7 protein-coding genes are annotated in these 8,036 nt (G+C 49.5%); 4 read left to right on the forward strand and 3 right to left on the reverse strand.

Annotation, left to right across the window (positions count from 1 at the left end):
- On the forward strand, window positions 1–425 hold a 425-nt coding region (locus VIM87_RS20965; protein WP_331998898.1), incomplete at its 5' end, for a hypothetical protein.
- A gap of 3 nt (window positions 426–428) precedes the next feature.
- On the opposite strand, the gene VIM87_RS20970 is transcribed toward VIM87_RS20965, so the two are convergent.
- From VIM87_RS20970 to VIM87_RS20980, 3 genes are all read right to left on the reverse strand, one after another.
- Window positions 429–1,322 (reverse strand): AraC family transcriptional regulator, encoded by an 894-nt coding sequence (locus VIM87_RS20970; protein WP_331998899.1) that lies wholly within the window; start codon window positions 1,320–1,322, stop codon window positions 429–431.
- A 128-nt stretch (window positions 1,323–1,450) separates the two neighbouring features.
- The gene (locus VIM87_RS20975; protein ID WP_331998900.1) at window positions 1,451–2,269 is read right to left on the reverse strand and encodes an SDR family NAD(P)-dependent oxidoreductase; all 819 of its coding nucleotides are present in this window, start codon (window positions 2,267–2,269) and stop codon (window positions 1,451–1,453) included.
- Window positions 2,270–2,551: 282 nt separating this feature from the next.
- Window positions 2,552–4,987 (reverse strand): TonB-dependent receptor, encoded by a 2,436-nt coding sequence (locus VIM87_RS20980; protein ID WP_331998901.1) that lies wholly within the window; start codon window positions 4,985–4,987, stop codon window positions 2,552–2,554.
- A gap of 175 nt (window positions 4,988–5,162) precedes the next feature.
- Between VIM87_RS20980 and VIM87_RS20985 the strand changes: the two genes are divergently transcribed.
- The 3 genes from VIM87_RS20985 to VIM87_RS20995 form a co-directional block, all read left to right on the forward strand.
- Entirely contained in the window at window positions 5,163–5,759 is a 597-nt protein-coding gene (locus VIM87_RS20985; RefSeq protein ID WP_331998902.1) for an RNA polymerase sigma-70 factor, read from the forward strand.
- Window positions 5,760–5,865: 106 nt separating this feature from the next.
- Window positions 5,866–6,987: a FecR family protein gene (locus VIM87_RS20990; protein ID WP_331998903.1), complete on the forward strand. Its 1,122-nt coding sequence runs from the start codon at window positions 5,866–5,868 to the stop codon at window positions 6,985–6,987.
- Window positions 6,988–7,225: 238 nt separating this feature from the next.
- Window positions 7,226–8,036, forward strand: an 811-nt coding sequence (locus VIM87_RS20995) for an STN domain-containing protein (RefSeq protein ID WP_331998904.1), incomplete at its 3' end; no start/stop codon positions are given.

Below are 8,036 nucleotides of genomic sequence, written 5' to 3' on the forward strand. Positions count from 1 at the left end.
CGACTGTACTTATTGCTGATTATATAGGACGTGTCAACAACGGCACCATTACCATAGACAGTACCCGTATGGTTAGTAACATTCAGGGATTGAATTTTTTCATTGATACACTGGCCCAAAGGAAGGAATATCTGAATGGTACGTTAACCTCTTCCAGTAAGTTTAAATTCGGCGCTAACACGTATGAAATTGTTAACCACACTTACAAGCTGGGAGCTAAGGATTCTATTTACTTTGAAAGAAGCTTTGCCGCTATAGACGGAACTTTCAGAAGCGTACGTTTAGGAGAATCATCCCGCGGAACAGTATCCATAACAAACGATACCTTATTACTGAACCTGAAGTATTACGGTTATCAGCGTACGGATAGCGGACATGTTATTATCAGCCAGGGTACCCAGATCATCCGGTTTAAAAAGAAGTAGGCGCTAATTCAAGCTCTGCTTCTTATACTGCACCGGGCTCATACCTACCTCCTTCTTAAACAGGCGTGAAAAATAAGGCAGGTTCTCAAATCCAAGCGTGTTGGCTATTTCAGCCACCGTATTATCCGCGCCTTTCAGTAAGTTCTTGGCTTCTGAAATTAAGAAGATGTGAATAAGCTCAATGGCTGTTTTACCGGTTTCCTGCTTTAACAGGTCGCTCAGGTAACCGGGCGATACATGCAGCTGGTCTGCCATATATTTTACCGTTGGCAGCCCATGCTCATTTAATAAGCCGCTTTCAAAATAAGCAGCCAGGATGTTGTTGAACTTAGACACCATTTTGCCGGACATCTCTGTACGGTTAATGAACTGCCGTTTGTAAAAACGCTGGGAGTATTTGAGGATGGAGCTGATATGTCCTAAGATGATCTCCTTACTGTATTCATCCTGGTTATTGTAATACTCCGTTTCTATTTTGCGGTAAAGCTCCCAGATGATCTGCTCTTCGCTGGGTGACAGGTGCAGGGCTTCATTGATCTCATAATCAAAATAATGGTATTGCTTTATCTCGTTATGCAGATCGTGACCGTTTAAATAGTCTTCGTGTATGTAAATGGAAAAACCATCGTCTTCCAGCTCCAGGTTACCCATTCCTATTACCTGCCGGGGCTTGGTGAAGTACATGCTGCCGCCGGTGGTATGATCGTACCTGGTTTTGCCATAGTGCATTACACCGGCCTTCATTTTCTTGAATGCGATCATGTAAAAGTCGCTGGTGTAGGATGAACCGCCCAGCGGACAGCGCTCCACACAACGCAGCAGGCTTAACATCGGGTTTTCCGGGGGCGGCGCCCCGCTGCTTTCATGAAATTCACCCAGGCTCTTAAAATGCCACATAAGCGCTCTTTTTATAACAGCGGCCGGCCTCAAAGCCCTTTTTGCTTTTGGGCCGGCGCTGCTTTTGTTGATATATGATTGTTACGAACTACCAGCTTACTGCCCACTGCCAACTAACAACTGCCAACTTACTTCCCGTGTGCAGCATCTGCTACGGCGCTCCATGCTTCCCAGGTAGCCAGGCGCTCCGCATACTGTTGTTTTGCGAACGGCAAGCCTACCTTACCCAGGAAAAGGCGCAGCGGCGGCTGTTGCTCGTCCACCAGCTTCAGAATAGCATCCACCGTAGCTTCCGGCACGCCAAAAGCATCCGGGGTAGCAGTTGCCTGTAAAGCGGCCCGCACCCCGTCATACACCGGCAGCTGTGTGCTGTGGATGGCGGATGCGCCGCCCCAGTCGGTTGCAAAACCGTTGGGCTCAACCAGCGTAACATGAATACCAAAATCTTTTACTTCTGTAGCCAGTGTTTCGCTGAGCCCTTCTACTGCAAATTTAGATGCATTATACACACCAAGCGTGGGTAAAGTTACAACTCCCAGGATGCTGGAGATCTGTATAATATGCCCATGGCCCTGTGCCCGCATTATTGGCAGCGCGGCCTGGGTTACCCACAGCAGGCCAAATACATTGGCTTCAAACTGGTCGCGGGCTTCCTGCTCGCTGGTTTCCTCAATAGCGCCAAACAGGCCGTAACCGGCATTGTTGATCACCACATCAATTTTCCCAAAGTATTCTTTTGCCTTGTTGATGGCCTCAAAGCTGGCCTTTTTGTCGGTAACATCCAGCTGTAAAGGCAGCAGGGCATCGCCGTACTGCTGGCTCAGTGGTTTAAGTGCCTCTAAATTCCTGGCGGTAGCAGCTACTTTGTCGCCGCGTTTCAGAAATGCCTCTGCCCAGATCCGGCCAAATCCCCGGGAAGCCCCGGTGATGAAAATTATTTTTGCCATTATTTTTTGTTTTAAATAATGACACAAAGCTACCCCCATATGCCCCCCTGCCTTTAATACAAAAGCCGGTAAAACTGATACATTTCCGGGAATCGGGGCCAAAAGAATGTAAAATGTAAAATTTTAAATCATAAATGTAAAAGTGGAATGCAGTCCCTTATTCGCTGCATTCCACTTTTACATTTATCTCGTTCATAAAGTCTTTTAACGGTCTCTATGAACCTCCTTTATCGGTTTTAAATTTTACATTTATGATTTTACATTCTATTGAAAACAAACTACTTAGAAGCGGTAACCGATCGTCATACGGAAGTTACGGCGGGCTTCTACTATATAGCTGTAGTAGCTGGTAACACTGTTAGGATTAGCGGCCAGTGAAGCAGCGGTAAGCAGCTTGCGGTTATCGGCCACATTATTTACCAGCAGGGAAACGTTGTATTTTCCTTTCTGGTAGCTAAGGCCGGCATCGCCACGGAAGTAGTTGGGAATGTTAGGCTTTTTGGTAGTGCCTACATAACGGTCGGCCATCCACTGGAAACCACCCATTACGCCAAAGCCGGTAAGCGGGCCTTTACCAATACGGTAATTTACCCAGCCATTGGTAATATGTGCGTTGGTGTTAGGCGTTACATTGCCGATGGTTGTTTTATCCTCCGCAGTGCCGGGCGCTTCCTTGCTGATCTTGGAATCCGTATAGGCGTAGTTGATATTTACATTCAAACCGGAAATGATCTCGCCGTTAATATCTACCTCAACACCTTTGGTTACGGTTTCGCCCAATTGTACAGACACGCTGTTGCCACGGCTGTCTACCACACCCGGAAGGCTTACCAGCGCATTTTCCCGGTTAATACGATAAGCGGTTACCGAAGAAGTCCAGCGGCCGTTGAACCATTCTTTCTTCACCCCTGCTTCATAGTCGGTACCTTTAATGGGCTTAAAGGGGTTCAGGCTGGAATCCAGGCCGGGTACGGCTACAAAAGACTGATCCCGCATGGCGTATACCGACAAAGACTTATCAATAGAATAGCTAAGGCCAATACGCGGCGTTACCACATCGTCCTTTATTTCAGCGTTCTTTGTTTTTCCGACGGTTTCAGAGTGGGTGTACCGGGCTGCCAGCGACAGGCGCAGCTTATCGCCAAAGAAGGCCAGCTCGTCCTGCACATATACGGAGGTGTAATTCACCACGGTAGCATAAGTAGTGGATCCTGCCCTGGTGCGCACACTTTTAGAACGGTCTATATAAGCAATGGAATCAGCAGGCACGCCGTATTCCGGGTTATACACGTTAAATACTCTGCCGCCGGCCAGGTGCAGCGGGGCTATCCTGCGGAAATCGCCCCAGAACTTTTTGTTGCCCATATCCACGCCGGCCAGTATACGATGACGTACGGAACCGGTATATTCCTCACCTGACAATGACATTTGCGCAAAGCGGTTCTCCCCTGCTTCATCGCCAATGCTGTAATAGCGGTACATATCGCCGTTGGTGTGCATACTATCAGCCCACACACTGTTGGCCACCATACTGAAGTTAAAGTACGCCACCTGCGCATGCGCTTCCCATTTATCGTTCAGCTTATGATCCACGTACAGGTATACGCTGTGATCGCGCAGCTTGCCGGGTTCCAGGGAAGGATCGCCGTAGAAGAAATCATTGCCGATACCCTCATCCAGCAGCTTGTTCTTGGAGAACTGGTAGTTGCCATTGCCCAGGTAACGGGAGGCCTGGTAAGAGTATTCCAGCGTAACGGAGGTACGGTCATCTACCAAATATTTAAACGACGGTGCAAACAGGTAACGGTTGCTGTAATTGTACTTGGTGTAAAAATCTTTCTGCTGCCCGGCTACGTTCAGGCGGTACAGTAGTTTGCCGTCTTTGCTCAGCTTACCGTCAAAGTCAAGCGCAGCGCGGTAAGTGCTGAAGCTGCCCATGCTGATGTTGGCAGATCCTTTGGTAATGCCCGTAGGCTTTTTGGTTACCACGTTGTAAAAACCACCGGGTTCGCCGTTGGCCAGCATAAAACCGGCAGGGCCTTTTACAAATTCAATACGCTCTATCATGGCTGCATCTTCTGCGGTAGGGCCCCAGCTGGCTTCAATGTTCATACCATTGCGGAAAGCAGGGATCTTGGAACCGCGCATACGGATCTGCGCATACTGGTTGTCCCAGTGGCCTACGCGCGATGCGCCGCTGATGTTGCGGGTAATACCATCTACAATATCAAATGACTGCTGATCGGCAATGAGGCTGGCAGAGATCACCTGTATATTCTGCGGTACTTCCAGCAGCGGCGATTTCAGGCGCAGGGAGCCGGAAAGACTGTCTGTTTTATATTTATTATGGGTACCGTTAATGATCACTTCCTGCAGCTGCTTATTGGTAGCTTCCAGCTGTATGGTCACCGTTACCACCTGGTCCTGCTGCACATCTACTTCCTGTGAAACGGTTTTGTAGCCCATCAGCATTACCTGCAGGGTATAATGGCCGGGATGCATTCTCTTAAATACAAACCCGCCCTGTTCATTGGTAAGGGTGCCCCTGTTCTTTTCCTTGATCTGTACAGCTACAAAGGCCGCTGGTGTTCCATCATTCGTGATCACTTTACCCTTAATGGCGGCAAGTGGTTCTTCTGTCGCAAAGGCCGGCGCAGCAATGAGTAGGGCGCACAAAAAGCCTGTCAGTCTTGTGAATCTGTTAAATAGTATATGCATAAAGGTTAATTGTCGAACATGCAATGCGGTTGCAAAGGTATAGGCTCATCAGGGGGGGGATTTATGTAATCGGGAAATTGGTTTACGCAATACGGAATAGTTGCAGCCGGCTTAATGGGAAATATTTTTCATTTTCTCTTTTTTAAGCTGGGGAAATTGCCTAAAATTGGAGGGGATGCCTGTAATGACCACGGACCAAGACCTGTTAAAAAAGCTGAAAGAAGGAGATGAACCGGCTTTCAGAGAGCTGTATGCGCGGCATAACAGGCAGGTGCTGGCCTTTGCGTACCACATGACCCATTCAGCCATTGATGCGGAAGATATTTTACAGGAAACCTTTTTACGTTTATGGACCGGGCGGGAGCAGCTGCCGGATATTATACATGTAGGCAACTACCTGTTCACCATCGCCAAAAATAAAACCCTGGATCATTTACGTAAAGTATCCCTGCAGCAAAAGCTTATAGACCAGGTGTGGGCCAACCTTTCTGAAACCAGCAACGACCTGGAGCTGCAGCTGGAAGCCCGGGAAAGCAAAAACCTTATTCAGCAGGCAGTTGCACAGCTATCGCCCCAGAAACAAACTATTTTTCAGCTTAGCCGGCAGCAGGGCCTGAACCATGATGAAATAGCCGCACAGCTGCACCTTTCCAAAAGCCGGGTAAAGAACCTGCTGGTAGAAACCCTGAAATATATCCGTACCTACCTTTCCCAACACGCGGTATTCGTGGCCATCCTGTTCCAGGTAGCCTGTAAATACCTGATTTTCTGACAATTAATTTTTTTTACGCTTTCGCGGTCCTTTGCGCCTCCCCAAACGTCTTTATTAGTATAAGCCATTCCATATGCCGCAAGAAACGTCCCGGATAACATACCTTTTGCAACGTTATACCAGCAGCTCCTGCACGCGCCAGGAGCTGGAAGAGCTGCTCGCATACATTGCAGCTCACCCGGAAGATGCGGCCCTGCAGCATTTTATGGAAACGGCCTACCGGGAGCTGCCGGCAGATGCTGCCTTACCGGAAGTAGACCTGGAGCATGTGTACCGTAACATTATCAGCCCCTCCCCTGCCAAACGTATATTCCCTATCCGTTATGCAGCAGCAGCGGCCATTATAGCCGGCGCCATTGCACTGGCTTTCCTGTGGCGCAGGCCCGGCCCTTCCACCCAAACAAATCTTCCTTTAGCACAACAGACCATTAATAATATAACACCCGGCGCCAACAAAGCGGTACTTACCCTGGCAGACGGCACCACCATTACGCTGGACAGCAGCGGGCGGCAGGTGATCGGCGGCAATACCCATATTACGCAGCAGAACGGCCAGCTGGTGTACGGCGCCAACGGAACAGATAACAGACTACAATACCATACCTTATCCACACCACGGGGAGGACAATTTAAGCTCACGTTGCCCGACGGCACCAAAGTATGGCTGAATTCCGCGTCATCAATACGTTATCCTACAGCATTTACAGGGAAAGACAGAATAGTGGAGCTGCAGGGGCAGGGCTATTTTGAAGTGGCACAGCAGGCCAACCAGCCGTTTAAAGTAATGGTGAATTCCATGGAAGTACAGGTGCTGGGCACCAGCTTTGACGTGATGGCCTATGGCGACGAAGCCACCGTGAACACCACGCTGGTGGCAGGTTCCGTGCAGGTGAAAGAAGGTAATGCCCTTCGCCTGCTGCAACCCGGCCAGCAGGCAGTACTGGACCATGGCAACCACGCGCTGACCGTGCAGGCGGCAGATGTACAAAAGATCATTGCCTGGAAGAACGGCCTGTTTGTGTTCAACAACATGACGCTGGCCGCCATTTTACGGGAGGTAGCCCGCTGGTACGATGTGGATATCGTATATACGGTAACACCCAGCGCAGAGCTGTATGGCGGCGGCATATCCCGCAACCTGCAGCTGAGCGGTGTGCTGAACCTGCTGGAAGCCAGCGGCTTTAATCATTTTAAGGTAGAAGGCAGGAAGATAATAGTGCTGCCTTAACCAGCTATAGACAAGAGAAAGGGGGAATCAACCAACAACCAAGATCAGAAAAAAACCGGCTCCGACTGCCATCGGAAACCGGTCATACATCTGGTATGCTGAATAATCGCTGAGAGATCAATCATTTACCAAACATCACAAAAGTATGCAATTCACGTGTAATGCATTGGCCCGCTATTGCCGCGGGCTGTCAACCAAAATTTCCCGTATAGACCGGGACCTAAAAAGACAAATCATTATGCAGCTCAAAGGGACCGCATTTCTTCTCCTGATCACCTGCCTGCATGTAAGCGCCGCCGTTTACTCCCAAAAGGTGACCCTGTCTGTGAAGAACATGTCTTTGCAAAAAGTTTTTTCGGAAGTAATTACACAAACAGGGGTATCCATTGTGTATTCCGAAAAGGTACTGTCAGGCACACAACCGGTGTCTATTAACGTAAAAGAGGCCACGGTGCAGGAGGTGCTGGAACAATGCCTGAAACACCAGCAGCTCACCTACTCGCTGGAAGGCAACAGCTTTGTGATCAAACGCACGCCGGCGGCCGATAAGGCGCCCCCGCTGACCGCTGATACCCTTATTAATATAAGCGGTACCATCACCGGCACGGGCAATGTGCCACTGCCCGGCGCTACTGTTATGGTAAAGGGCACCTCTAAGGGCACGCAAACCAATGAGCATGGCCAGTTCCGGTTGGGCAGCGTACCTGCTGACGGGATACTGGTGATCAGCAACATTGGTTATGTAACCCGCGAAATAGGCGTGCCTGCTGACAAAACGCTGGCACTGGCGCTGGTGGAGGATACCAAGAACTTTAATGAAGTAGTAGTGGTAGGTTATAGCGATAAAAAGAAAGGAGAGCTTACCAGCGCGGTGAGCGTGGTATCTGCTGAAAAGCTGAAAGATGTAACCACTAACGATGTAGGCTCCATGCTGCAGGGCAAGGTGCCCGGCCTGCAGGTGATCAACGCTTCCGGCGTACCAGGCAGTCAGGCAGAGATCCGCCTGCGCGGCGTATCGTCCGTAAATGCTTCACAAAGCCCTTTATATG

It is taken from the genome of Chitinophaga sp. (assembly GCF_036569125.1).
Lineage (GTDB): Bacteria > Bacteroidota > Bacteroidia > Chitinophagales > Chitinophagaceae > Chitinophaga.